At 42.6% G+C, this 25785-nt stretch carries 16 protein-coding genes and 1 tRNA gene; 7 read left to right on the top strand and 10 right to left on the bottom strand.

The genetic code is table 11. The features are described from left to right. Positions 1-37: 37 nt before the first annotated feature. The 6 genes from BMW53_RS15315 to BMW53_RS15290 all read right to left on the bottom strand — a co-directional run bounded on the left by BMW53_RS15315 (position 38) and on the right by BMW53_RS15290 (position 13380). Positions 38-1447, bottom strand: a complete 1410-nt coding sequence (locus BMW53_RS15315; protein WP_038555933.1) for an anthranilate synthase component I family protein — start codon at positions 1445-1447, stop codon at positions 38-40. Positions 1448-1882: 435 nt separating this feature from the next. Continuing rightward, the gene (gene sov, locus BMW53_RS15310) at positions 1883-9370 is read right to left on the bottom strand and encodes a T9SS outer membrane translocon Sov/SprA (protein ID WP_038555930.1); all 7488 of its coding nucleotides are present in this window, start codon (positions 9368-9370) and stop codon (positions 1883-1885) included. Between the two features lie 86 nt (positions 9371-9456). Then, the gene (gene ruvA / locus BMW53_RS15305; protein ID WP_038555928.1) at positions 9457-10038 is read right to left on the bottom strand and encodes a Holliday junction branch migration protein RuvA; all 582 of its coding nucleotides are present in this window, start codon (positions 10036-10038) and stop codon (positions 9457-9459) included. A gap of 12 nt (positions 10039-10050) precedes the next feature. Further along, positions 10051-11157: a 4-hydroxythreonine-4-phosphate dehydrogenase PdxA gene (pdxA, locus tag BMW53_RS15300; RefSeq protein ID WP_038555926.1), complete on the bottom strand. Its 1107-nt coding sequence runs from the start codon at positions 11155-11157 to the stop codon at positions 10051-10053. A 126-nt stretch (positions 11158-11283) separates the two neighbouring features. Next, the gene (locus BMW53_RS15295; protein WP_038555923.1) at positions 11284-12708 is read right to left on the bottom strand and encodes a leucyl aminopeptidase family protein; all 1425 of its coding nucleotides are present in this window, start codon (positions 12706-12708) and stop codon (positions 11284-11286) included. Between the two features lie 195 nt (positions 12709-12903). Next, positions 12904-13380 (bottom strand): superoxide dismutase [Ni], encoded by a 477-nt coding sequence (locus BMW53_RS15290; RefSeq protein WP_038555920.1) that lies wholly within the window; start codon positions 13378-13380, stop codon positions 12904-12906. Positions 13381-13585: 205 nt separating this feature from the next. Here BMW53_RS15290 and BMW53_RS15285 point away from each other — a divergent pair. Continuing rightward, positions 13586-13662: transfer RNA gene (locus BMW53_RS15285), tRNA-Asn, on the top strand. A gap of 88 nt (positions 13663-13750) precedes the next feature. Here BMW53_RS15285 and BMW53_RS15280 read toward each other — a convergent pair. Further along, positions 13751-14374 carry a hypothetical protein gene (locus tag BMW53_RS15280; protein WP_051567596.1) on the bottom strand — a complete coding sequence of 208 codons (624 nt, stop codon included), beginning with the start codon at positions 14372-14374 and terminating at the stop codon, positions 13751-13753. A 224-nt stretch (positions 14375-14598) separates the two neighbouring features. On the opposite strand from BMW53_RS15280, the gene BMW53_RS15275 reads away from it, so the two are divergent. The 5 genes from BMW53_RS15275 (at position 14599) to BMW53_RS15255 (ending at position 21999) form a co-directional block, all read left to right on the top strand. After that, positions 14599-15582, top strand: a complete 984-nt coding sequence (locus BMW53_RS15275) for a 3-keto-disaccharide hydrolase (RefSeq protein WP_038555917.1) — start codon at positions 14599-14601, stop codon at positions 15580-15582. Positions 15583-16038: 456 nt separating this feature from the next. After that, a complete protein-coding gene (locus tag BMW53_RS15270) occupies positions 16039-17043 on the top strand; it encodes a glutamate ligase (RefSeq protein WP_038555914.1) in 1005 nt (334 codons plus the stop codon). Positions 17044-17068: 25 nt separating this feature from the next. Then, positions 17069-18436 carry a glutamate--cysteine ligase gene (locus tag BMW53_RS15265; protein WP_074780921.1) on the top strand — a complete coding sequence of 456 codons (1368 nt, stop codon included), beginning with the start codon at positions 17069-17071 and terminating at the stop codon, positions 18434-18436. Positions 18437-18460: 24 nt separating this feature from the next. Continuing rightward, positions 18461-20230, top strand: coding sequence for an ABC transporter ATP-binding protein (locus tag BMW53_RS15260; RefSeq protein ID WP_074780918.1), 1770 nt, complete (start codon positions 18461-18463; stop codon positions 20228-20230). Further along, on the top strand, positions 20227-21999 hold the full coding sequence (locus tag BMW53_RS15255; protein WP_051567595.1) for an ABC transporter ATP-binding protein: 1773 nt from the start codon (positions 20227-20229) through the stop codon (positions 21997-21999). Before BMW53_RS15260 ends, BMW53_RS15255 begins: the two co-directional genes overlap by 4 nt. Here the strand turns inward: BMW53_RS15255 and BMW53_RS15250 are convergent. Then, entirely contained in the window at positions 21996-22616 is a 621-nt protein-coding gene (locus tag BMW53_RS15250; RefSeq protein ID WP_051567594.1) for a YqaA family protein, read from the bottom strand. The genes BMW53_RS15255 and BMW53_RS15250 overlap by 4 nt on opposite strands. Before the next feature lie 536 nt (positions 22617-23152). On the opposite strand from BMW53_RS15250, the gene BMW53_RS15245 reads away from it, so the two are divergent. Then, positions 23153-23485 carry a hypothetical protein gene (locus BMW53_RS15245; RefSeq protein WP_074780915.1) on the top strand — a complete coding sequence of 111 codons (333 nt, stop codon included), beginning with the start codon at positions 23153-23155 and terminating at the stop codon, positions 23483-23485. 390 nt (positions 23486-23875) lie between these two features. Here the strand turns inward: BMW53_RS15245 and BMW53_RS15240 are convergent, their stop codons facing one another. Further along, a complete protein-coding gene (locus BMW53_RS15240; RefSeq protein WP_139178198.1) occupies positions 23876-24283 on the bottom strand; it encodes a response regulator in 408 nt (135 codons plus the stop codon). A gap of 81 nt (positions 24284-24364) precedes the next feature. After that, entirely contained in the window at positions 24365-25735 is a 1371-nt protein-coding gene (locus BMW53_RS15235) for a sigma-54-dependent transcriptional regulator (protein WP_038555908.1), read from the bottom strand. Between the last annotated feature and the right edge of the window lie 50 nt (positions 25736-25785).

Below are 25785 nucleotides of genomic sequence, written 5' to 3'. Positions count from 1 at the left end.
CTGTTCCCCTCCTTCGGAGGGGTTAGGGGAGGCTTTTTTAATTAATTCCTTTAGCCATTTCAATAGCCTTTTTTAAGGCAGCCAGTTTGTTATTCACTTCCTGCAGTTCGCTTTCTTCCTGCGAGTCGGCAACAATTCCGGCACCGGCCTGGTAAAACAGTTTTTTGTCTTTACTCAAAAACGAGCGGATCATAATCGCATGGTTCACCGAATTGTCGAAACCCAGGTAGCCAATACAACCTCCATAGTAACCACGGTTTTGGTTTTCGTATTTGTCGATCAGTTCCATGGCCTTATACTTGGGCGCACCCGAAAGTGTTCCGGCCGGAAAGGTTTCACCCAATACTTTTATCAGGTTGGTGTCGTCGGTAATTTCTCCCGAAACCTGCGAAACCAGGTGGATAACGTGCGAGAAAAACTGAACTTCGCGGTAAGTTTCAACAATTACATTATCGGCATTTCGGCTCAGGTCGTTTCGGGCAAGATCTACCAACATTACATGCTCGGCATTCTCTTTTGGATCTTTGCTCAGCTTCTCTGCCAACTCACGATCCTGATCGTCGTTTCCCGTACGTTTAAAGGTTCCGGCAATGGGGTGAATGTAGGCTTTGTTATCTTTTATTCTGATTTCAGCTTCCGGACTTGATCCGAAAATACTGTACGTTCCGTAGTCGAAATAAAACAGGTAAGGCGATGGATTTATCGACCGAAGTGCCCGGTAAACATTAAAATCGTCGCCAACAAATTCCTGCGAGAACTGGCGGCTTAAAACGATTTGGAAGACATCGCCGCGGTAACAGTGCTCTTTCCCTTTGGTTACCATGTGCATGTATTCTTCGTCGGTGATGTTGGATTTTTCTTCGCCCCGTACATCGAAACGTGCTGTTGAGAAGTTGAGGTTCACCAATAAATGATGAACGTAATCCATTTGCGACTCTTCGCCTTCCAACAGGTTTTCAACAATGTGAATTTGGTTTTTGTGGTGATCGATGGCCACTACATATTTATAAAAGCTGTAGTGTACTTCCGGCGTTTGGTATTCCTGTGGCTTTGGCGATGAAAAACGGATGCTTTCGAAATGTTGAATGGCATCGAAATTCAGGTAGCCAAATAAACCGTTGGCCGGCAATTCAATTTTTTCCGAATCAACATTAAATGTTTTGAAGAAGTTGTCGAGTTCATCGTGCAACTTCCTTTCGGGCGAAAGCGTGAACTTTTCTTTTTCCCGGCCGGGAAAATCGATACCAACTTCGCCGTTTGTGACTTTAAAATTGGCAATTGGGTTAAAAGCAATAAACGAATAGGCGTTTTCAACACCGTGGTAGTCGGAGCTTTCCAGCAATATCGACTTCGGATAAAGTGTGCGCAATCGTAAATATATGCTTACCGGAGTTACGGTGTCGGCAAGTATTTTACGAACGACTGGTTTAAAATTGAGTTTTTCCATTTTGTATCTTTTGTTTTATTCTTTGTTTGTAATTTTATTCTAAAGTTGCTGTAGGCAAGGTGTTTAAACTAAAAACGGCTCACCGTGAAATCCGATGAGCCGCTTTTAGTTTAAGCAATGACATATCCTCTCTTCACGATATTTGTAAAAAGTTGCTATGCCACCACCAAATGTTATTGTTTGTTCTCATAATAATTTTTTTGCATAAAAAAACCTGCTTTTGTTAGAAGCAGGCCTGTCATATCTTTAAAAATAGCAATATGGCTCTTAACTCCTAACTTACGTAAGAAGACCCCACCACGGAAGCCATATTGTATTTATTTTTTGCATTTTTTAATTTTAATCTTCTGCAAGAAAAATGTTTTTTTTGAAATATCAAAATATTGTTGGCAGAAGCTTCAAAAAACTATTTCTTAAATAAAGTTGGTTTAACAATTAGTTCGCAAGGGTGAATCGGAAACTCACTCCAAAATTTGCATTGGTTGTACGGTACGAAAGCGAGGTAAACGGGTCGTTAATGATGCGATCGTAATAAACACGCATTTCAAATTTATCGCTCAAACGGTAATCGGCATAGGTTTTTAAGGTGAAGTTACCCTGTCCGGCTGTAATCTGGTTGCTGTCATCGTCTAACTGGCGTAACAGTGTTTTAGTTTTTCGGTACGAAATATCAGCGCGAACATTCAGATCGTTCGAGTAAGCCTGTTGCGAATTCTTGGTTTTAATAATCAAGTCCATTCGTGTAAAACGGTATCCCAAACCTAATATATATTCGTTGCTCAGTATTTCGGTAAGCTGGTTGTTTGATAACGACAGGTTCAGGTTACGTGCGCGTTTAATCTCGCCCCGCGTAGTAAAATCGTTTAGCCACATAACGTCGATATTGATCAGCGGGTTGAAAGCTTCAACAATACTTACCGTATTAAAATCGTAAGCCGGAACAAAGTTGTCGGCCAGGTCGCGCACCATGGTATAGCCATCTTCGGCAGCAATAAAATTCAGGTTGGTGGCATACGATCCAACGTTGTAGGTTGATCGGTAGGTGTGCTGGAAATTCAACGAACGCATTACTTTATTCAGCCCCGGAATTCGCGAAACCATTCCTTCGTAACGAATACTCCAGTTCGGGCGGATATACTTTAATGACGGGAACAAGCCCAGCGAAACATCTTCCGGACTTTTATTCTGATAAGCTGCCAGAAATGCCGGAACAAGAACTTCAACCGAATTTGGACCGTAACCATCAGGATACCCGGGGTAATTTTCGTTTGGAGCAGATGGATTATAACCTGCACTTGTTCCGCGTTGCTGAGCCAAACGGTGAGCAATTACGCGGCGGTATTCTTTCATGTTCTCGAAAGCATCGGAGCTGGTTACTTCTTCTTTTCCTATTTTGAAAAAGGCCGTTCCCAAAGTAAGTGTTGACATACTAAAGTTTCCGCTTTCAGAGTAGCTGTTGGCAACAAAACTGCCGGAGTTTGTATCGTAATTGTAAAACTCAGTAATATTTTTCGATATCGAGCGGTTGGCATTGATGTCAATTCGTAAATCGGGTAGTGGTTCCCAGATTGCACGCAAATTAATTCGCTCGTTTTCCATAATCTGGAACGGTTGATTTAATGTTGAATCGATGGTTAACCAGCCGTTTTCGGCAGCTTCTATTGCAAAATCGCGGTCTTGCCAGCCAAACAGGAATGGAAGTCCCGGCGCCAGTTTGGTATCGGGTGTTTGTGTTCCCCATACCGGATCGCCACTAAATTTTCCGGTTCCAAATAATGTTGGTTCAGGCAGGAAGCCCGGCAAAACAGTACCGCCGTTTTTGCTGTAGTTTACGGTGAAGGTACGTACGCCAATTACCATTCTTGTAGTTAAATCCAACATGTCTTTTATGAATGTCTGATCGCCGCGTTTTCCGGTAACGGTAAGCATTGCCTGTTGTACATCAATCGATGGAACAAACTCGATGGTATTGGCATCAATAATAGTTGTTCGTCCCGGAACAGCTTTCCCGTCGACATCGGTAACCAGAACTCTTACTTTTTTGGTATTTAGCTTGTGGGCAAATTGTTGGCCCTGGTCGGCTGTAAACCGTGCACTTCGGCTAAACGTTTCTTCCTGTTTTCGTTGCAGTGGTTCGCTTTGCTGGTTCGTCCTTCCTCGTGTACTCCGGCTGTTCAGGCTGCCGCGCCCGCGTCCTGTTCTTCTGAATTTTTGGTCAACTTCTTTAAAATAAGGCACCTTGTTAAACAGTGTTTGGAGATTGGCGTTACCCGTTAACGTAAGGTTACGCGAGTTGGTAATTATATTGCCAACATTAATGTCGTCGTTGGTTAGCGATCCGGCGGCCCACTCGTAAGTTCCTGAGTAGCGAACGGTTCCGCTCATAAAATTCAATGCACGAATACTTCGGAGCGGTACCTGGTAAGTGGCATTAAAACTATGGTTGTAGATGGTTGGTCGGCCCAGGTCCCACAGGTTGGTAAGAATCGAGTCGCGTTTCCATTCGTAATCGTCGTCGTTTTTATTAATCCGTCCTTCGGGTTCATCAATTCGTGAAGTTCCTCGTGATGAGAAATCGAATTTCAACGAGCGGGTTACGTCATAACGGATATCGAGGTAACGGTTCCAAAGAAAATCTTTATCGAAGGTAGCCGGTAAAATCAGGTTCGGATTGGTAATATTCCTTGACTGACGCTCGTGGTACTTTCGATACAAATCGGTACGATACGAAATTTGTGTTGGCAGCGGATAAAAGTTAAAGTCGCCAATTAATTTTAAAGGCCCTTTTTGCAGCAACTGAACTTTGCTGAATGGCTGTATCAGTTTTGGGCGGTTGCTGTAGTTGTACGAGAACATAAAACGGTGCGTTCTGTTCACGTTATACTCCGTTGTAATGTTTCTTTTCGAAGTTTCGTTGTACGAATAGGTAACGGCAAAATTTTCCGGATCCCATAAATGTGTTTTCTCTTTTTGGCGCTGCGGCTCCACTTTTACGTTGGTAAAGTTGAGGCTTTTTCGCTCAATCACATCCTGCGATATATTTTTTATCGAATCTTTCTCGCTGCTGTTTCGTGCATGCGATAGCGATTCTTTTAACTCAATATCCGGATTTATCGGGTCGTATTTTGGTGTTGCAGTACTGTTGGAGTAACCGTAGTACATCGGAATTCGAACACCGGCCCGTTCCGGGAAGAAGCGTCCCCAGTCGATTGATGCTGACACATCAATTTCATCCAGGTCGTCGATCATTCTGCTGTTAATATTTTCATCAATACTTCCGAAACCTGCAGTACGTTTACGTCCGGCAACCACCACGCTACCCAAATCGGCCAAACGTGTTGAAACACGCGCGTTAGCGGCCCAGCCCCCTTCATCGTCAAAATCGGTTAGGCGGAGTTCGTTGGCCCAAACAATTACCGATTTTGGCCCGGTATCTACCTGTCCCCGCTTGTTGCGAACGCCCATCATCATTACCTCTACATTACCCAGGTTGGGGCTACCTTTTACTTTCACCCGGTTTTTACCATCGTTCCAACCCTTGTGCGGACCTTCATACTCATCCTGCATCGAAATGGATGAACCTTCCACCCGCATGGCATCGTTGCGTTCCAGTTTCAGGTTGGTAAACAATTCGAGCGGAATATTAATCCGGTTTTGATCGGGCCAAACAATATAACGGTCGCTTTCAATATCGCCATTGTAAATACCTTCCGGCGTAAGCGTTAATGGCACTTCATATTCATAGTAGTTGTAGTTGTAATCCGATCCCAGGCGAATAAAGAAATAGAGTTGGTCATCCTCCAGTGGATATTCGTCAATTTCTTCGGCGTGTACTTCCATTTTCAGGGTTTTGTACCTTCTGAAATCCATGTACAACGATTTGTATGCCGCACGTGCATCGCCTTGAGCCAGCTCGGTTACTTTCATTTCAATCGACTGCTCATTTAACTGACGCAGTTGCGGATTGGCAGGGTCGATTACCCTTGATACTCCCGGAGGTAAAATGTAATTCACCGGTGAGCGGCCTGAGTTTTCTTCGATACTTACGGCTGAAATATCGAATTGCGCATTGGTTGAAGGAATTCCACCTTCTTCCAGAATGTCGCCGGTGTAACGACGCCAATCGGCACGAACAAGGTCGAGTGTGGCAAAACGCATAACGGCAGAATCCTGGAAACCGTGCAAAAACATTCTCATAAAACGAATGGAACTAAAATCGTTGATTCCTCCGATTACTGCATCAGGTTGTGTTACCGGTATTTTAAACTGATACCAGGCTGCTTCTCCTGTTTTTCCATTTTTTAACTGAACCGGCCGGCTTCTTTTATCAACAATGTAATTTTGCCCAACAACCATGTCCTCTTTTTTAATACTAACCTTGTATTGAAAATAGCGTTCGTATTCATTCAGCGTGTTGTCATCGTTAATATCTTCAATATCAGGAAGTGTGGTTGCCGAAGTAGGATAGCTTTCCGGCGACATTTCCGTAGTTGGCGAGTTGCCTTCGGGGCCGTTGTACTGTTTGTAACGTGCTAAAATACTTAATTGCTGCTGGTCGTAATCCGATCCGCGGAAGTAGTGGAAGTTATCTGACGATGGATCGTCCAATGCTTTCAGGTAAACCTCGTTATTCACTTTTAGTTCCAGTTCCTGTAGGTACTGTTGGAAATGAGACTGTTCATCGTTATCGTTCAAACCGTCAAAACCAATATCCTGGTATTCGCGCGAACTTACCGTGTTGTCAAAGGCATTCACCAGCGATTGTTGTGTTGATACACGCCCCCAAATAGTGGTGTCGATATTGCTTGGTTCGGCAGTTGTGGGTAACCCGTTTTCAAACGATTTACGCGAGTCTTTCAATACATCTTCCGAAATTTCTCCAAGGTTGAAATACAGTTCTCCTCCATTTTCCATAGGTTCAAGTGGCCCCCAGTCATCATCCGGATCAACAAACGGGTCCATCATCCAGAACTCGATGTACTCGATGTTGGCATTTTCAAAGTCGCTGGTCTGAATTTCGCGCATAATACCCCCCCAGCGTGATTCCGGATCGCGTAAAGTACCATCGGGGTTTACACCTGCTGCATTACTGGAGTTTCCTGTGTCGTAGTTATACGGACCGCGCTCTGAAGGATAAAAAGCCAGGTCGAGAACGGCAATGTTTGTTGGCTCGCCGGTTGTAAATTCACGTTCCGGAAATATCTCTTGTTCGAACACCTCGCGCACCAGGTGGTTCGATTGTAAGTCTCTGTCGTTTTTAATGTGATCGGGTGTCAGCGAATTGTTTCTCAAAAACAACGGATCGATGTTGTACCATGCCAACTTTGCACGGTTCATACCGTAATCGAGCGAGTTGTTCAGGTTGGCTTCGGGGAACATATTTTCCTGGTTCTGAGGTGTACTGGCCAGCATCCATGCCGAGCGGGTACGCATATCGATGGCTGTTTTTGTGGATTCAAAATCATCGATAAAAACAGCTCCGTCAATCGATTTTGAACTTCCGGGAACCAGTTGCGCAAATTCTGCCTCAACATCAATTGATGATGTGGCGGTTGTACTGTAAAACGGTAGTGCGTCTAATGCTTTGGTAATAAAAGGCGCTTCGGTATTGTAGCGGGCATCCAATCCGTAAATCAGGTTCGAAATAGGGTCTTCACCATAATCCACTTTTTCGGTTAACGGGCGTTCGTTCATCCATAACATGGTTGCTCCGATGTTAAAATTATCGGAGAAAGCATAGTTGGCATGTGTTCCCATCAGGGTTTTGCGCTGCATGGTAAACAGGTCCTCGCTTTCGGTTGCCACCTGAATGGGCGTTCCGGCTTCCAAAAGTGCCTGGTTAATAATTTTTACCCGGCCCAGCGTGTAGTCAACCGTGTAATCAACATTTTCGGTAAGTACCTGTCCGCCCGCGGTAACGGTAACCGAACCTTGCGTTAGGTTTAAAGTTCCCAGCGCTATGTCGGAACTTGACGAACCTTTATAACTACCGGTTAGCCTGAATTTATTGTGCTCGGCATCCTGTTCTGCTTTTACCTGGGTAGAATCGTATAGCGTTTGAAACGTGTATCGCTCGATGTCGGACGGATTTTGTAGGGAATCGGCCAAGTGACTGCCAAAAGGTTCAACCACCGGAAAAATAATACGCCCCGAGTTGGAGTTAACCGTAATGCCCTGAACGTAGTCGAATACCCCGTCTTTTGTAGGATCGAGCTGCGAATTGAGCATGTCCAGTCGCATAACCTCAAGAAGGATGTGCCCCTCGATGCGTGAATCGGGGAGGTAATTAATGTAGGTTCCGGTTGAATCGTTTTGGTAAACCACATTCAACTCAAAATCGTCGCTGGTTAGCTGATAAGCATTCAGGTTATAAATGTTTTTCATCATCAGGTTCCAGGTTGGTTTTCCCGGCGACAAGTTGGTGCCTTTCAGCAATTTCATAAAAAGCGTTTGCGGCGCATCAATACCGTCGGTTGAGAATTCACCCACCTGAAAAGTTTGCCCGTTGTAGGTGAAGTTAAACGCCACTGCCAAAACTTCATCGGTATTTAAAGCACTGTTTAACGAAATATATCCCAATTGTTTGTTGATGGTAAATTCCGAATCGTTCAGTTTTCGTGCCTGCTCAATTTTTTCAAAATCGGTTCCACCTTTAAAATTATCCTGAAACTGAGACATTACACTCGAAATGTTTTGTACCTGGCGAACATCGCTATAGGTGGTTTTCATTTCGTTGTAAAGACCGTTGGCTTCGTTGTTCGGGAAAATATTTTGCGGGTAGGGCAGCCCGTTATTTTGCTGAAACTGGGCAATCGTGTTATAAATGTGCGGATTGTGTTCGGCCAAATCCTGAAAGGCCAGGATGTTTCGCGAATCATCGAAATCGTTTGATTTGTTGGTTACCCAAACTTCTACTTTATTGATGGTGATGGGCGAACGCGGAACTGCCGTGCTTTGCAACCATTCGTTGTAATGATCCCGGAAATATTGTGCCAGGAAAAAGTGACGGTTGGCATCGTAATTGGCTGCCGAAATATCGAAAGTAGCCACTTGTGCGCCTCCTTCGGTTTCCACTGTTTTTGATTCGCCGCGGTGTTGCGAAAACAAAGTGGTAAGTGTGAGTTTACCAAACTGCATTTCGGCTTTAACACCAAACAGGTTCGATGCTCCGGTTATTAACGAGCCGTTTAAAGGCAACGACACATTCCCGGCTTCAATGCGTTTTAGTATTTCATCCTCGTCGCCGGTGTACTCCAGGTTCATTTTGTTTTCGTAATCAAAAGTCGCCTCGGTGTTGTAGTTCACCCGCATGTTCATTTTTGTACCGATCTGGCCGGTAACATTCATTTGAATTTTCTCGTCGAAATCGAAAGTAGGAACTTTTCGCAAGCGTTCGGGAATCGACGGGTTTTCAGTTTTATTTACCTGGTAACCAAAGCTCACTTCAACATAACCCTGCGGCTGAATGTTAATGGTATTTCCCCCGAAAATACGGTTAAAGGCCTCGCTGCCAATGGTAAGTTTGGGCAGCAGTCCGCCGCGGGCATCAACCGATTCCTGATGTGTTCTCATTCGCCAGTAATCCTGAATCGATTTGTCGAAATCATATTCGAGGTAATCGTCGAGCGACATACTTTGCGGCAAACGGTAATTCAGCGATCCCACTTTTTCGTAAAACACGTACTGACCTGTAATCGGGTCGTACTCAATTTCGTATTTTATGTTGCTGGGCTTGTTAAGGTATAATTTCGCAGAATCCTGATCGGTATAGCCAAAAGCCGGCTGGTCTTTAAACGGGAAGGGTAATGTGCCTGTTGTATCTATTTCCGGCACTTCCTGAGCTTCTCCGTTGAAAGGAACTGAAAGGGCAAAAAATACAAATAGAATGAAGAATATTTTAGGTAAACTTCGGCTAAGTGTCATTTCATTAAAATTACTACAACAAAGGCTTTTCGAAAAAAAATGGTTGCTACTTCCTGTTCGGTTTTCTTTTTCGAAAACGGTAAATTCTATAACCTTTTCAATGCTTGTTTTATAACGCTTTCTACGTTTGCGTCAGGTTGTTCCTGAAGTATCTTCGTTACGGTCTTTTCTGCATCTTTTTTTGCGAAACCAAGCATGACTAATGCAGATAACGATTCATTCCTGATAGTATTGTCTGCAACAGCTAAAATTTGCCCCGAATCGGGTATTTTTCCGAGTTTATCTTTTAAGTCGATTATGATACGTTGAGCCGTTTTTGCACCAATACCTTTTACGGCTTTTAATACCGCCACATTTTCGGTGGTTACTGCGGCTTTTAACTCATCAGGATTTAACGACGAAAGCATCATATTTGCTGTGCTGGCTCCAACTCCGTTTACTGAAATCAGGTTGCGAAATAATTCACGTTCGGTGGTGGTGGCAAATCCATACAAAGTATGAGCATCTTCGCGCACTACCTGGTGTAAATAAACTTTTACTTCCTTTTTTCCGTTTAGTGCGCTGTAGGTGTTCAACGAAATATGAACAAAGTAGCCTACGCCGGAAGTTTCTACCACAACATGCGTTGCGCTTATTTCGGCAATGTTACCCCTAATGAATTCGTACATAGCAAAGCTTTTTTAGATTGTATCTTCCTCCTCTGATGCTTCAATGTCAACACTTTCATCAACCTGGTTGGGATTGATGTCGTATCTTCTCAGCGGATTTTTACTGATCTCGCTGTAAATACTTCGGTTTTTATAAACATCAATGGCAAGGTACAAAGCCTGGCGGAACGATTCGGGTGATGCTTTGCCTTCTCCGGCAATTGAGTAAGCGGTACCGTGAGCCGGCGATGTGCGGATAGCAGGAAGGCCGGCAGTGTAATTTACGCCACGTTCGAACGAGGCCAGCTTAAACGGAATCAAACCCTGGTCGTGGTACATGGCCAGAATGGCATCAAACTTCCGGTAATCTTCCGATCCAAAAAATCCATCGGCAGGGTATGGTCCGAATGCCATAATGCCTTCTTTTTTAGCCTGAATTACTGCCGGAAGAATTATTTCCTTGTCTTCTTTTCCAATTAAACCATTGTCGCCGGCATGCGGATTAAGGCCAAAAACGGCAATTCGCGGTTTGGTAATGGCAAAGTCTTGCTGAAGTGATTTGGCTATGATCCTGATTTTTGAAAGGATAACTTCTTTGCTCAGGCTTTCAGAAACCTTCGAAATTGGAATGTGTGTGGTAACCACGCCAATTTTCAGCGATTCGCTCACCATTAACATGGCGTAGTCTTTTGTGTCGAATTTTTGTGCCAGAAACTCGGTGTGCCCCGGGAAATTAAATTCTTCACTTTGAATGTTGTCTTTGTTGATTGGCGCTGTAATCAGTGCATCAATGTATCCTTTTTGCAGATCGTTGGTAGCACGGTCGAGTGCCTCAAACGACGAAACTCCGGCTTCAGTAGTTGATTTACCCAATTCAACCCGAATGTTTTCGTCAACACAGTTTATTATGTTTGCTTTTTTGGGTAGTAATTCTTTGGTGCTGCGAATGTGGTTAAAGCTTACGTCGTTTATATCGAGTGCTTTACGGTGGTAGGCCGCAACTTTTGGCGAGCCGTAAACAACCGGTGTGCACATTTCGAGAATACGCGGATCGGAAAGTGTTTTTAATATTACTTCATATCCAATTCCGTTTATATCTCCGTGAGTAATTCCTATGCGTATTGTATCTTGTTTTGCCATTGTGTTTTATTTCAGAAAATTTGCCCTATTTTATAAGGTGTCCGCAAAGTTAATTTATTTAATTTAAATAAGCATGATCTTATTTCTGTGCGATTCACAAGCATTTCATGCTCATGCACAGCGTTTTTATTTTGTTAGCGATTTCAGAAAATCATAAAGTAAACGCGTGCCAAAACCAGTTCCACCGGCCGGCCGGTATGCCTCTTTCTCTTTTCTGAAAGCGGGGCCTGCCATATCAACATGTATCCAGTTGTAATCGGTAAAATGTTCCAGGAATTTTCCGGCGATGGTTGTTTGCCCTTCGCGTGTGCCAAGGTTGTTCAGGTCGGCAATTGGCGATTTTAACGGCGCTGCATATTCCTCCCAAAGCGGAACTTCTATCAGGCGTTCGTAGGTGTTTAACCCCGATTTTTTTAGTTGTTCCACCTTTTCGGCGGTGTTACCCATAACCACCGCAGCGTGCGGTCCGGCAATAATATCGGCCGATCCGGTTAAGGTGGCGCAATCAATTACCAGTTGCGGTTGGTATTTTTTTGCATAGCTCAATGCATCGGCCAGAATGAGTCTTCCTTCTGCATCGGTATTTTTGATTTCCACCGTGGTTCCGTCGAACATTTTTATAATATCGCCCGGAACATAGGCATTTCCATCGGGGCGGTTGTCGGTTGCCGGAACCAGGCCAACAATGTGCAACGGAAGTTTATTGAGGGCAGCGGCGTATATGGCTGCCACAATGCTCGCAGCACCTCCCATGTCCGACTTCATGTAATCCATCGAGTTGGGTGTTGGCTTTAAGCTTAAACCGCCGGTGTCGTAAACCACTCCTTTTCCTACCAAAACAATGGCTTGTTTGTTTGTTGCATTTTCAGGTTTCCACTCCAGAATATTAAAGGTTGGCGGATCGATGCTGCCTTTGTTTACCGCAAGCAGTCCGCCCATTTTTAGGGCTTCAATTTTTTTCTTGTGAAAAACTTCCAATGAAAAACCGGCTTCGTCGCTCAGCTTTTCAATTTCTTTTGAGAACTGAGTTGCCGTAAGAAACGACAGTGGTTCGTTAACCAGGTCGCGTGCAACAAAAGTGGCCTTTGTTGTATTGATTATTTCATCGATCTTCTCGTTGGTGATCTTCTCATCAATGAGTAAAATATTTTCAAGTTGAAATGATTCTTTTTCCTTTTTGTATTTCTCGAAGTTGTAGGTGTTAAGCAGCAATCCTTCTAAAAAATCGGTTAAAAAACCGGCTTCGCAAAAACTGGTGAGTTGAACAGTTGTTTCACCGGCCGATTTTAGGGCATCGTAAAGTTTTGTTCCGGCTACCCTTGCCATTTCGGCTTGCTGGTAAGGCTCTTTTTCGGTTTTTATTTTGCCAAAAAAAAGAAGATGTGGAATGCGGGTAATCGCACATGTATCTTCTTTTTCAAACTTCTTTTGCAGAAACGTCTTTTCTGTTTCCGAGAGTTGAATAGTGGCTGTTTGCTTTAAATCGGTACATAAACAGGCCAACGAATGCTCGTCTGCAATTTTTGAACTAATGGATATTTTTGGGATCATAGTTTTTAATTTTAGGCTAAAATAAGGATTAAATACAAGTAGTTTTGGCAGAATTAAATTAAACAGTTGACACTAGATTGTTAATTCATTGCAGAACTTTACCGGCACAGTTATTTTAACGGTGTGTATGTTGGATGGCAAATACAAAAAAGGACCTTACGAAAGGCCCTTAATTTTTATTTTGTATCGTGTTTTTTAATGATCGTCGCCAAAATAGGCGTGCTCAAAAAGGTGAAGCTTTTCGCGCAGTGTATCAATAATGCTTAAATCGGTGCTTTGTTTGCTTTTCATCGCAAATACCGAAAGATGGTGTAACAGTTCCAGTTGTTTTACATATTTGCGGTAAGCAGCCTCATCGGCCGAAGAAGTTATTTTTACACGCTGATGCAAAAAATACTGGCTTACAATTTCCTGCATTTCTTTGGCGTGCTCCTCTTTGTTCATTACCCAGCGAACCAATTGGTTGTAATCGGGATTCTCTGATTTCGACAATTCGTTAATCTGGTTCATCGATTTTTCAATGGTTTCAATGTGTTCGTACAACAGGGCAATGCGAACCGAGTCGCCGTAAATTCCACAAGGAATTTCGCAATGTGCTTTTGCCTGAAAGCCTGAAAGTGTAATAATGCCTGTGATTAAGACCGCGGAAAAAATTTTTGTAATTTTTTTCATAGCTCTATTTTGAATGTTTGCATTTAATAACTGTCTGTATAACAATAAAAGAAGAATATGGTTTGCGTTTGTTCCAGCTTTTCCTTTAATGGGGGGTAAAAATTTTAAGTGATTTTTTTTAGAAAAAAGTTTTGACTTTTAAGAAAAGCTATTACTTTTGCATCGCTTTTGAAAAGCAAACGTTCTCACAAAGGGAATTAAATCTTCCCCAGTAGCTCAGTTGGTTAGAGCGGCGGACTGTTAATCCGTAGGTCGTTGGTTCAAGTCCAACCTGGGGAGCCACCAAATTTAAAGAGGTCTTTTTAAGACCTCTTTTTTTATGCCTGAATTTTTGTAAATATCAAATGCGTAAATGTGTCGGGTTTTGGTTTTAAGAAGGCAGCGGACTGCCAACTGCTATGTCGCAACGATGGCCCGGCTGCCCGTGTGGCGGATTTAACTTTACATTACTATTTGTTGCAACAGGTAGCGGATCACCCACGGGAATGTCACATCTGTGCCCCGGTTGTCCGTGTGGCGGATTTCTGGTTAGTGAAGTTCCGGGAGCATAGTTAACCGGTTTGCTGGAATTCAGTTTTCTTGCGTTCTCAATAGTTGGCCCAACACGGCCGGTTGTTTGTTGCCTTGTTGAAGTAACTGGTGGTGCTGAAGTTGTTTTTTCAGGCTCAGCTGTATAATTTGTTACTGACGAGTTTAAAGGTACACCTGCGGCAATGTCGGATTTGTGTTCGGGCTCGCCATGTGAGGGATCTGGTTTTGCCTGAGCCTCTGTTGTTTTTTTCTCTTGCAGTGCCGGTGCTTCCGTGTGCTGATTTTCTATTTCATTTGTATTGTTAATTTCCTGAAGCAGGTTTGAAGCCAGTTTTGCAGATGAAGTTTCAGTTTGTAGGGAGCTCTTGTTTTCGGGGGCACACGCCGTCAAAGCCAAAAGAGCGAATACTGTAACAAATACTCGCGAAGAAATTATTTTAAATTGATTGTTGTCTTGTTTCATAATAAGGAATTTAGTTTTAAATAAAATTATTACCGGATAAACATCAGGCTTTTACATTAAGTTTATCAAGATTCTGAATTTAAGATCGCGTTAACAACTTTAGTGACACACACTGGTTAAAAAGAGAAATTAGAGGCGAGGTTTTTTAATCAAATGCAGTTTTTAAGTAGATTTGTGTTTGTTAAAAGCAATATTTTCAATTTTATTCATCAAAATAAATAACAATGAACAAACTAAAACCTATTATTTTATTAATTGCAATTGCACTAACGGCATTTGTTCCGGTGCAGGCACAGCGTGTTGAAAGCGACTCGCCATTAATTGGCAAGTGGGATTTAACCATTAATATGACTCAAAAGCAGATCGAGAATCTCGGTCTTTTCCGACACGGATTAATGGCTTCCGATGGTTTCCCTGGTTGGCTAATGGTTAAACTGTCAGGTTTTTCTACGTTAACCGGATACTACGTTGGATACGAGGGAAGTGCCCGTCCAATTGCTGAAGTCGTACCTGATGGAAATGGAAAATTTCATTTCACCATTCCACCGCAGTGGATGGATATCGATGACCTGTATTTCGAGTTTTCATTAAAAGACGATAAGCTTACCGGTTATCAAATGCTTAACGGTCAAAAACTGGAATGGACAGGTGTTCGCGCTCCTTCGCTCGAAAGAACAGAGCCTCCGGTTTGGGGAAATCCGATTGAAATGATTACCGAAAACATGGAAAAATGGATTATTCCGCAGAACAACAAATTCCAGATGATTGATGGTGTAATGGTGAATACCGAATCGGGCGGCAACCTGATAAGTGTTCAGAAGTTTGAAGATTTTAAACTTCATGTTGAATTCCGTTACCCGGCAGGAAGTAACAGTGGAATTTATCTTCGTGGCCGTCACGAACTTCAGATCGAAGATTCAAAAGGAAGAACCGACGATGTAAGTATAGGTGGTATCTACGGTTTTATTGCACCGGCGGTTTACGCAGCTAATGCACCGGGCGAATGGCAAACCTATGATGTGACTCTTGTTGGGCGTCATGTTACCGTTTTTCTAAATGGAAAAGAAGTTATTTCGAACCGTCCAATTCCGGGAATTACAGGTGGTTCGCTGGATAGCAAAGAAGGAGAACCGGGGCCATTTCAGATTCAGGGTGATCACGGACCGGTGGAATTCCGTAAATTTACTGTTACTCCGGCAGTTAACTAAGAAAAACATTTTTACGCAAGTTGCAGCTTTCTGCAATTTGCGTAAAAAATAGTTAAGAGGTCTTGTATAAAGGCCTCTTTTTTTTTTGAAAGTCACTTTGGTAAAAACAAAAAAGTTCACGCAGAGTAGATTACTAAGCTTTCGCAAAGCACGCAAAACAGATTCTATACTTTTGCGCTTCTTCTTTTCTTTGCGGGAAACAATATTGATGTCCTTTCATCGCTGTTGGTGATTTCCCCTAATCATGATTGTACTATTAATTAAAGAGTAGTCATTTTCTAGGCAAAAACAAGCGGAACCGGATTGTATTTTGTTTCGCATTTCAACCCAACTTTAAATTACAGGCAATAATTCGTGCTTTCGAAAACTATTCTAAACACAATGTGTTAATTTCAAAAGTTATTACGAAAAGGGACGTTTGATCAATAGAGAAGATTTCCCGAAAAGCATTGTACTATGATGAAAAAGAGCAACTATAATTTTAAACCGCTACCAGGTTATGAGCATTTTGAAGCCACAACCCAAATTATTATTGCCGAAATTCTCCGTCGCAAACTGGATTTCGAGATCATCGATGCCGATAATAACCTCATTTCGGTTCAATACAATAATAAAGAATACATCATTCATGAAGGAACCATTTCGGATGCAAACAGCCTGATTGCCTTTTGGATATCGAACGATAAATGGATGACCCGGCAATTCCTGCAGCGAAAAGGTATTCACCAGGCAAAAGGTATTTTGCTGAAGCTTGGTTACGCGGCTGATGTGTTGGATGCGATTCCGTTGCCGGCGGTGGTAAAACCGGCAAATACCGATCATGGAATTGCGGTAAGCACAAATATTAAATCGCGCGAGGAGCAAATTGCTGCCATCAACAATGCGTTTAAATTCTCGGATAAAGTGATTGTTGAAGAGTTTTGTCCGGGGGAGGAATACCGCTTTCTGGTAATCGATTACGTGGTGCGGGCCATTGCCTGGCGCGAACCGGCCAATGTGTCGGGTGATGGAAAATCAACAATTCAACAGTTGGTAGATCAAAAAAATAAAGGGCGCGGAACGGATTACACGCATCCGTTATTAAAAATAAATATCGATGAGGAAGTGATCCGGCATCTGAATGCGCAATCGATGACTCCGGATACGATTTTGAAGGAAGGCGAAAAGGTATATCTGCGTAAAAACTCGAATCTGAGTACCGGCGGCGACAGCATTGATGTTACCGATGAAATTCCGGATTTTTACAAAAATGTAGCCGTTGAATCAGCCAAATCGGCAGGCCTGAAAATTGCCGGAATCGATATTATAATTAAAGATATGGAACAGCCTGCTTCGCACGAAAATTACATTGTGGTAGAGCTGAATGCACCGGCTATGTTGTCGATGCACGACTATCCGTATATCGGGAAAAACCGGCATGTGGAAAAATACGTTCTCGATAGCATTCTGAATTCGAAGTAATTGAAGCCGACAAAACAGAAAACAGATGACAGAAGCAGAAAAAAGAATAGAAATTAACCATAAGTCGCAATTGATCGACTATTTCGGGCGCGGGAGCAAACCGTCTGAGCGATGGGGAATCGGTACGGAAAACGAAAAGTTTTTATTCCGTAAAAAAGATTTCGGACGCCTTCGTTTTGAGCAGGATGGCGGAATTTTGAAAATCCTGAACAAAATGCAACACGATGGCTGGCAGCCCATTCTTGAAAATAATATTGCCATAGGCCTGCGGAAAAATGGTGCATCAATTACGCTGGAACCCGGTGGGCAATTCGAGCTTTCGGGCGATAATTTTAGCACTGTCCACGAAACCTATCGCGAAACCAAAAAGCATTTTCAGGAGCTTAACACGATAAGTCAACACTACAGTTTTTTTAGTCTGCCAATGGGCGTTGATCCGTTGTCGGATGTGGCCGATGTGCCTTGGGTGCCTAAAGAACGATATCGTTGGATGCGCAATTACATGCCCACAAAAGACGAGCTAGGGCTGCACATGATGACTAACACCGCATCAACACAGGTGAACCTCGATTTTGGCAGCGAAAGCGATATGGTAAAAAAAATGCGCGTTTCGCAGGCACTGCAAGCGGTTGTTACCGCCATTTTTGCCAACTCGCCATTTTCAGCCGGTAAACCCAACGGCTATTTATCGTACCGGGCGCATATCTGGAACCATACCGATGCGGATCGCTGCGGCTTTTTACCCTTTATTTTTGATGAGGGCTTTGGTTTTGAGCGTTGGGTGGACTATCTGCTGGATGTGCCGATGTATTACATTTTGCGCGATGGGAATTACATTCCGGCAAACGGCCTTACCTTTCGTGGATTTTTTGAAGGCAAACATGCGCTAAAACCAACGCAGGAAGATTGGGAGACGCATGTGTCAACGATTTTCCCGGATGTACGGCTCAAACAATTTATAGAAATGCGAGGCGCCGATGCCAGTTGTGTGTCGCACATTGCAGCGGTTTCGGCCTTGTGGGTTGGCTTGTTGTACGACGGTGATAGTTTGGGGGAAGCCGATGACCTGATTTCGAAATGGGACGTTGACACCATGCAGGAGCTTCGTGCGCAGGTTCCCGTAAAAGCGCTGAAGGCCGAAAGTGGAAACCTGCACGCCGGAACCATTGCAAAACATATTTGCCGGATTGCCTCTGACGGGCTTAAGCGACGTGCAAAAGTTAAGTGCTCGGAGGATGAGAGCCGGTTTTTGGCTCCGGTTCGCGAAATTACCGAAAGCGGAATTACCGTGGCCGAAAAACTATTGAAGCGCTATAACGAGGGCAACGAAACTTTGCCGGAACTGGTGTATAACTGGCAAAACGAACAGATGCAAAAATATATTGATGCCTAAAAGGCAAAAACTGGATACCGGATCATGTTATCGAAACTAAAATTCTTATTAAAATACACACATCAATACCGGTGGTGGTACACAGGCGGAATAATCTTCCTGGTGCTTACCGTATGGACTTCGGTTACGATACCTGGGTTTATACAGAAAACCATCGACCTTATAGCCGGAGGACGTGCCGGAAATGAAAGTGAGTTTCATAAAAATGTGCTGATCATTGTTGGTTTGGCAGTTGGATTAATATTGGTGAGAACACTTTCGCGGATTTTGATCTTTTTCCCGGCCCGCCTGATTGAGCGGCAATTAAAGGGCGAAATGTTCCAAAAACTGGCCTCCTTTGGCAAGGATTATTACGATACAAACTCTACCGGAAATATTATATCGCGGGTAAATAACGACATTAACGGTGTGCGAATGATTACCGGTTTTGGTATTCTGCAAATTGGCAACATTCTGCTTTCACTGTCGCTTACACCCTACATGATGTGGAAATTGTCGCCCATGCTTACGCTGTATTGTATCATTCCAATGGTAGTGGTATTTTTTATTGTGCGTTATGGTATGAAAGTAATGGTTAAAAACACGCACGCGAGAATGGATACCTTGCAAAAGCTTTCCGGAAAAATCATTTCCTTTCTTTCGGGTAACAGCGTAATAAAAAGCTACAATATTTACGCGCATGCCGAAAAGAAGGTGGAGACCGAAAATATTTCGTATTACGAGGCCAGCCTTAAAATTGCGTGGATCCGTTCGTTTGTGATTCCCTTGCTTGCTAATCTCGGGCAGATTTTAAAAATCATCATCTTTTTTGTAGGCGGAATGTATGTGATTAACGGCAAATTCACCATTGGAGAATTAACCGAATACATTGCGTACGCAGCGCTGCTGGCTCATCCGATTATGGGGCTGGGCTGGGTGCTCACCATTTTTCAGCAAGGGATGGTGGGAATCAGCAGTATACAAACCATTATGGACCGGAAAGGAACCGACGATGATCGGAAAGCACTGCCGGCAAACCAAAAGGGAGAACTGTTTAAAGAAGGTATTCGCGTAGAAAATCTGAATTACACCTACCACAACGGCGATAAACCGGTTTTGAAGGACATTTCGTTTTCTGTAAAGCCCGGCCAGATTGTTGGAATTACCGGAAAAGTAGGATCGGGGAAAACCACCTTGATTCAGTGTTTAAATGGTTATTTACGACCCGGAGCAGGACAGATCTTCTATGGCGATATTGATGCTGATTCGATACGAAGCGAAGATATCCGATCGGTGGTAAATACGGTAAGTCAGGAGGTGTTTCTGTTTTCTGATTCCATTGAGAACAACATTGGCTTAACCTCGGATGAAACGATTGACGAGAAACGTTTTGACGATGTGATTTACAAAAGCGCTTTTGCCGACGAACTGTTGCGTTTCCCCAAAAAGGGAAAAACAATGGTGGGCGAAAAAGGCATTATGCTTTCGGGCGGACAGAAACAGCGAATTAGCCTGGCACGCGCACTTTATACGCAAGGCGAGTTGTTGATTCTTGATGATGTGTTTTCGGCCGTTGACACCGACACCGAGCGTTTTCTGATTAAACAAATTGTGGAAAACCATGCAGTGAAAAGTCTGGTGGTAATTTCGAACCGGATTAGCGTGCTCGAGAAAACCGATTTTACCATTGTGCTGGAAGATGGAAAAATGGCGGCAAAAGGAAATCACGAGGAATTGCTAAAATATTCAGATTTCTACCGCAACATTGCAAAACTGCAACAGGAAGGCGAAACAAAAAAAGAAAGGCAGTTATGAGCACAGGCAAAAACAATATGATAAAAAGTGTCGATTGGCAGCTGTTCCGAAAGTTTGCTGGCTATTTTAAACCACACAAAAAGTGGTTTTTCCTGAGTATTGCTTCCATTCCGGTTACTACCGGAGCGGGGATTCTGTTTCTTTGGCTGATTGAAGATATCGTTGATAATTACATCGTGCCGGGAAATGTGGACGGATTAATCCGGCAAAGTCTTTTTCTGGCTGGAGCATTGATTCTGAATATTTTGTTCGACGGTGTTTACAGTTACTCTTTTTCGAAAGCAGGAGGGCTGGCAGTTGTTGATTTGCGCAGGCGTTTGTTCGGAAAATCGTTGCGTTTTCCCCTAAGCTATTTCGATAAAAAACCAATTGGCGTAACCTTGTCGCGATTGACCAGCGATATGGAATCAGTTTCGGATTCGTTTGCTGCCGGGGTGCTTGGATTGCTGGCCGACAGTATAAAAACGCTGGCGCTGGTGGGCTACCTTTTTTACATCAACTGGCGCCTTACTTTGGTGCTGTTACTGGTAGTTCCGGTAATTATTCTGGTAATTAACTTTCTGCGGAAAAAAATCCGGAAAGCTTACAATACGTCCCGCACCAGTTTGGCAAAATCGGCGGCTTATTTGCAGGAAGCATTAACCGGAATGAAAACTGTTCAACTTTTTGCCGCCGAGGATAAAGTGCTGAATAAATACGACGATTTGAACAAACAGTTTTGCGATGCTCAAAACAAATCGAATGTTTACGATTCGTTCCTTTATTCGATTGTGGAAGGAATTACGTCGGTGGCCACGGCACTGGTGATTTGGTACGGCGCCATTCAGATTTGGGGTTACGGTTATACGCTCGGAATTCTGATTGTTTTTGTAACCACTTTAGAGCGCCTTTTTGTGCCGGTAAAACAGTTTGCCCAGCAAATTTCAACCATTCAGCGGGCTATGTCGGCGTTGGAGCATATTAGCGAAATGTTCGATCAGCAGGTGGAAGATCCGAAAGCAGACACGGTTCCCGAAGCAGTTGCTTTGCAGGAAATTGAATTTAAAAATGTGTTTTTCCGCTATTCGGAAGACACGCCCGATGTGCTGAAAGATGTGTCGTTCAAGCTGAAAAAAGGCGACCGGCTCGCATTGGTTGGTACCACCGGATCGGGAAAATCAACGATTATTCGACTATTGGCAAAAACATACACCGGTTATCGAGGAAGCATAAAAATTAACGGCACCGAATTGTCAGAAATTCCGATTGGACAGATCCGCGAAACGATTTCCATTATGCAGCAGGATATTTACATGTTTAACGATACGGTTGAATTCAACATTTCGCTGGGGCGTAAATCCATTTCACGAAGCGATGTGGAGCAGTCGGCATCGTTTGTTTATGCCAATTATTTTATCGACCAGCTGCCCGAAAAGTATCAGTTTATAGTTCAGGATAATGGCGATAACCTTTCGAAAGGACAGGCACAGTTAATTTCGTTTGCTAGGGCCATTGCCGGCAACAGCGAGTTAATCATTCTTGATGAGGCAACCAGCGCTGTTGATTCCATTACCGAGCAGTACATACAAAAAGCCATTGCCAATATTTTCTCACGGAAAACGGTTATTGCAGTGGCACACCGCCTAAGCACCATTAAAAATTCGGATATGATTTTGGTGTTGGAAGACGGACGGATTATTGAACGCGGCAACCATGAAGAGCTGCTAAAATTTGGTGGGAAATATGCACGGCTGTTACATCAGTTGGAGGAGGAAGAGCATAAGGTTTAGAAAATGCCAAATATCACAATCGCATAAATTACAAAGCGAAAATACCTGAAGAGCGACCACAGCAGGTAGCTTTTAAAATTGTACCCGATAAGGCCCGAGGCAAGGCTTACAACCGAATGGGGAACAGGCGAAACAGCGCCCAGAAAAACAAATATGCCACCCCATTTTCGGAGGTTAACAATGTGCTTCTGTATTTTATTTTCGATGTGATTTTTAACTGAAGGAATGAGAAAAAGACGTGTTCCCAGGAAGAAGGAAATTATGCCGCCAACGTATGATAAGCTTGCTAAAATAAACAATGATCCCCAGGGAATTTCCAGTTTAGAGGCCCAGGCGATAAACATTTCCGGAGGTAACAATCCTAAAAATGTTTCGGATAAAAGAAAAACCGAATAAATAATTTTTGGCGAATAAGTATCCACCAGGTTGTTCAGAATCAAATTAAAATCAAGTAGAAAAATCTCAAGGCTAACCACCAACAGCACAAACACTGTTGCAATTGTTGCTGCTTTGTATGCAGTGCTTTTCAGGAACGGGTAAAACTGCGTAATGCGGTAATATCTGTTCAATATCGACAGGCGTCTGGGGGATAAACTATATAGTAAATTCCTAATCATTATATTCTTTTATCGGTACCGTAAAATCAAAAAACAGTACTATATAACACAAATTGATTTTGAAATGTTGTGATGTGAGGCACAAAAAATAAACTTTAACATCTTATTAACGGGGACTGAAAAGGAAGCTTAAATTTTCTATGGGAAGAAACATTAAATGAAAGTAAATAAGTTGGGGCTTTTTATCCGGTTGACTGTGTGGATTTACCTACTCATTTTGGGGAAATAATGAATGCAGTTCATCTTCCCTGAAAGATCCGGATATATAATCTGTGTTTAAATTTTTTTGAACTTACTCTGAAACTAAAAAATTAAAATTGTTGTAAGTTGCAGAAGGATAAGATGTTGCGTTGGTTTTTGCGAAGTGCTTAACCAGTGGTGACTTGATTGAGTTATAGAAAAAACATCCTGACTAACGTTGATAACAAAATGGCAGGATTTTGCCATATAGTATAGTAACAGGGGATTTTGAAATTTGGAGAATTGAACAAGTTTCAGGAAATCTCCTGATTAGTAACACTATAAAATTTAAACAGATGAAACGAGTAAATAATAATTACGATACAATGGTGGAAGCCATTGAGGATTTAAAATCAAGAGGTTATACGCACAACTTTAATGTTGAATCGAACGGCGTACTTTCTGAAGGAAAAAGTTCGCGCAAATATTTGCCATCAGGTGTTGAGCTGCATGAGTTGCACCGTTTCGAAGGAGCAACAAATCCATCGGATATGAGCATTTTATATGCTGTTGGAACCGATACCGGTGAGAAAGGAACAGTGGTAGATGCATTTGGTGTTGATGGTTCGGAAACCGTTTCGAAGTTTATGAACCACGTGGCCCAGAAACAGTTTGAGATGGGGAAGTAGTAAATAGATTAAATAATAAGATCGTTCAAGGCAGGCAAGTGGTTCTGCCTTTTTTTCTGAAAGTCACTTTGGTAAAAACAAAAAAGTTCACGCAGAGTAGATCCCTAAGTTTTCGCAAAGCACGCAAAACAGATTCTATACCTTTGCGAATTTTGCGCTTCTTCTTTTCTTTGCGGGAAACAATATTGATGTCCTTTCATCCCTGTTGGTGATTCTTGGGAATCATGAATGTTTTTTATGTCCGAATTACAATGCAATGATTTCCGATGAGAGCGTATAGAAATGAATAGCAGCGTAAAAATCCGGTAATTTTGGACGAAAAAAATGCCCGACTGTTTCAGGCAAAAGAAAGCGTTGTAGATTATTTTATACAAAATGAGGAATTAGTCTTCAGTGCACCGAATCTTCAATCAACAGTTCAATAAAATCGGTCGATAATGGTTTTTCAAGATATGCACTCACAAAAGGATATTTCATAACCTTATTCCGGTCGTCCTGGTTTTGTGAAGATGAACACACAAAAACCTCAATCGATTTTTTCAGTTTTTTCAATTCGTTAAAATAGTGTAGAAACTTAAAACCGTCCATAACCGGCATGTACAGGTCTAAAAGTATGTAGTCCGGTAAATCTTCTTCCCTGTTTATTCGTTTTAAATACTCGATACCTTTCTGCGCGTTTTCGAAATGTATAAGATAATCCGATAATTTTTTTTGTTCCAAAACAGAGTTATAAATACGCACCATCTCCGTATCGTCATCAATGAATATAATTTTCTTATATCCTGTATTCATCCCCATTTCATCATTTGTTTTGCTATTGGTAACCCAAATACTATTCCAAAAACCAAACAGCAAACTTCATTACTGAACGCATTTAAACTATAGTTTTATATCATACAATTTAATTTTGTTGTAGAGTGTTTTGCGGTCGATATTCAGAATTTTTGCGGCCTTCGATTTATTGTAACCGGCTTCCTGAATGGTTTCAATAATTAGCTTTTTTTCAATTTCGGAAGAAGCGTGTTTTAATTTCGAATTCGTGTTAATTTCCTGTGCCGTAACGGTTTGTGTTTGAGTGTGGTCTGTCTCAGGGTGTAGAATTTCGTAGGGGAAACAGTCGGTGTCAATTTGTTCTCCCTCAGCCATTAACACCGCTCGCTTCATTACATTTTTAAGTTCGCGGAGGTTACCGTACCACGGGTATTTTAAGATTACTGATTCGGCCTCGGGAGTAATACCGTTAATATTACGGTTAAGCTCTTTGTTGGCTGCATCGATAAAATGGCGCATAAAAACGTTAATATCTTCGGGGCGCTCGCGCAGCGGTGGCAGGGCAATTTTAAATTCGTTGAGGCGGTGATACAGGTCTTCTCTGAAATTATTTTCTTTTACCTCAACGTTTAAATCTTCGTTTGTTGCTGCAATTATGCGTATGTCAATACTTTTTTGTTTGTCGTCTCCTAAACGCGAAACAACCCGTTCCTGGATGGCCCGCAGCAGTTTTAACTGCACATCGTAACTTAGGTTCCCGATTTCATCGAGAAAAAGGGTGCCGCCATCGGCTTTCTGAAAAACTCCGATTTTATCGGAAATTGCACCTGTAAACGATCCTTTTATATGTCCGAAAAGCTCGCTGTTGGCCAGTTCTTTCGGAATGGCACCGCAGTCGATTGCCAGAAACGGTTTGTCCTTTCGCAGGCTGTTTTCGTGAATAAAACGCGCAATATATTCTTTCCCGATTCCGGTTTCGCCCGAAACAATTACCGACATATCGGTAGGTGCCACTTTGCGGGCCAGGTTGATCGCATACTTTATTTTCGGGCTGTCGCCAATAATAAAATCGCCATTCGAATAAACTGTTTTGCGGCTTTTTCTAGCCGCTAAAGGTTCTGGTTTCTTCAGCAGTTTTTTTATCAGTCCCAAAAGTTCCTCTTGCTGAATGGGCTTGGTAATGTAGTCGCTGGCACCCAGTTTCATCAATTTTACGGCCATTCTAACATCGGCATAAGCGGTCATTATAATCACCGGAACCGACTGCTTGATCGACTTTAGTTGTTGCATAAGTTCGAGCCCGCTGGTGTCGGGCAACCGGAAATCGCATAAAACAAGGTCGAAGTTGTTTTCTTTAAAAAGTTTGAGCGCGCCTCTTCCGTTAAATGCAGTTTCGGCACTGTACTTATTGTTTTGAAGATGTTTTTTTAATAGCTCACAGATGAATGTGTCATCGTCAATAATCAATATCTTCTTCATTTATTGAATTTATGTTGGTATAAGTTTATACAAAAGTTCAACTAAAAAGT

The sequence above is a fragment of the Draconibacterium orientale genome, assembly GCF_900111425.1.
GTDB lineage: Bacteria > Bacteroidota > Bacteroidia > Bacteroidales > Prolixibacteraceae > Draconibacterium > Draconibacterium orientale.
This window is presented reverse-complemented; position numbering and strand designations above follow the sequence as displayed.